At 78.2% G+C, this 2,157-nt stretch carries 1 protein-coding gene and 1 pseudogene; one reads left to right on the forward strand and one right to left on the reverse strand.

Features of this window, described 5'->3' with window-relative positions:
• On the forward strand, window positions 1-591 hold a 591-nt coding region (locus ABZ641_RS34150; RefSeq protein ID WP_359988208.1), incomplete at its 5' end, for a phosphotransferase.
• Between the two features lie 287 nt (window positions 592-878).
• On the opposite strand, the pseudogene ABZ641_RS34155 reads toward ABZ641_RS34150, so the two are convergent.
• Window positions 879-2,157 (reverse strand): annotated as a pseudogene (locus ABZ641_RS34155) (hypothetical protein); the annotation flags it as partial.

A 2,157-nucleotide genomic window follows, 5' to 3' on the forward strand; every position in this document is an offset into this window, starting at 1 on the left:
CGGCAGACCAGGGCGCTCGCCGAAGCCGTCACCGAGCTGCACCACTGCGTGCCGGCCGGGCGGTTGGCGCAGGTGCCGCTCCGCCCCGGACGACCGCCGGAGCTGGTGGCCCGGATCCGCGCCTGGCGGGCGGCCGGGCTGCCGGTGCACGCGTCCCCCGCCGTGGCCGCGGCACTGCACGCCGGGCTGACCTGGCTCGACGCCTCGGACGTCGCGGGGGAGTCGCAACCCGCCCGGGTGCCCGCGGTGTTCGGCCCCGGCGACGGCAATCTCGCGAACTACCTCTGGGACGGCACCCGGGTGCGGGTGGTCGACTTCGAGGAGTCGGGACGCAGCGACCGCGCCTACGAACTCGCCGAGATCACCGAGCACGTCTCGGCGTGGCTGGACGCCGGCCTGGACGTGCCCGCCTTCCTGGGCCACTTCGACCTCGCGCCGGCCGAGTCCGCCCGGCTCGTCGACTGCCGCCGGCTGCTCGCCCTGGTGTGGCTCTTCCTGCTGGCCATGGACCGCCCGGACCGTCCGCGCAACCCGCCCGGCACCGCCGACCACCAGGCCCGCCGCCTGCTGGCCCTGCTCGACGAGGGCTGACCGGGCCTGCCCGATTCCGACGGCGCGGGCCGACGGTGTCGCCGGGGTCCGGCGTCCGGGGACCTCAGCCGTCCGCCGACTCCCTGCGAGGACCTGCCCGATCGCGTTGCTCGCGGACCCGGCGACCTGCAGCCGTGAGTGCGCCGGGTCGACGACATCGGCGCCGCACCCGCCCCGCCGCCGCACCCGCCCCGCCGCCGCATCCGAACGTGCCCACCGCCCGCGCGGACCACCGGCCCGGAGCCGGTGTCACCCACTGGTCCGTGGACCGGCAGGTCGGACCGGTGTCAGGTGGCCAGCACCGCACGGAGCCGGGCGGCCTCCGTCCGGACCCGCCTGGGGGCGGCAGGAGCGGTGAGCGTGTCGAGGGCCGACAGGTCGGCTCGGATGCCGGAGGCGGTGGCGCATTCCGCGGCCGTGGTCAGCAGGTCCGCCAGGCCGCGGCGGGCCGGTGCGGCCGCGGCCTTCGCGATCAGTTCAGCGAGGACGGGCCACACCGCCGGGCCCGCGCCGCCGCGGGCCGCGTCGGCGAGCACGGGCAGGAACCGGTTCGGTTTGGCGACCGTGAGTTCCCAGAGCCCGGCGAGCCGCTCGCCGAGGTCCCGCCCCCGCAGGGTTCCGCGCGCGGCCATGGTCAGCAGCGCGTCCAGGGCGGCCGTGCGGTGGTCCGCGCGGGCGGCCGTCAGCCCGTACGCGAGGGCGAGGTGGCAGACCGGGCCCGGGATGCCGGGGGCCTCGGCGAGGAGGGGCAGCACCGGGTTCGCCCCGCGCGGTCCGTCGCCGTCCACCGCCTGGACGGCGAGGGACGGGACGGCGTGGGCCGCCGCGGACTCCGGGTGCCAGGGCGTCTGGGCGGGCAACTGCGCGAGCCAGGCCGGGCTGCCCGCCCAGTGCCCGCCCCGGGCGAACAACGCGGACTCACCGTGATCGGGTACCCCGGACAGCAGTACGGCGGGCCGGTCGGCCGGTGCCACGGCCGCCAGGTCCGGTCCCGGACGGCCGCACGGGACGATCCGCGGAGTGACCGGCGGCTGCCAGCCGTACGGCCCCGTCCGCTCGGGCATGTCCGGGCGTTGGACGTGGAAGCCCTCCGGCACCTCCAGGGCCAGGGTGGGCAGGACGGCGCCGAGCCCGCGGGCCCGGTCGGCGGCCGTGGCCACCGCGTCAGGCGGCAGCCGCAGCAGCGCCTGGGCGAGGTCGACGGGCCACGGGACGGTTCCGGCCGCCCGGCAGGCATCCATCCGTTCCGCGAGCACGGCCGGGTCGAGCGCACCGTCGGCACCGGTCGGCGTCGCCAGCAGGAACGGCACCGGGCCGCCGGAGCCGCTCTGGTCGGCCCGCTGGGCGGCGAGGTGGGACACGGCCTCGAACACCCGCAGTGCCGAGAGCACGGGAGCGGTACGGAGGTGCGTCGGGAGGGCGCACAGTTCCGCGGCGTAACCGTCGGGGTCGTGGCCGTGATCGCCCCCGGCCAGGATGTCGAGCAGGCAACCCAGGGCCGCCTGGCTGCTGCGCAGTTCGCCCGGGCGCAGCCGGCCGCGGCCGCGTCGGGCGGCGAGCGGGGCG

Source organism: Kitasatospora sp. NPDC007106, assembly GCF_040634455.1.
GTDB lineage: Bacteria > Actinomycetota > Actinomycetes > Streptomycetales > Streptomycetaceae > Kitasatospora > Kitasatospora arboriphila.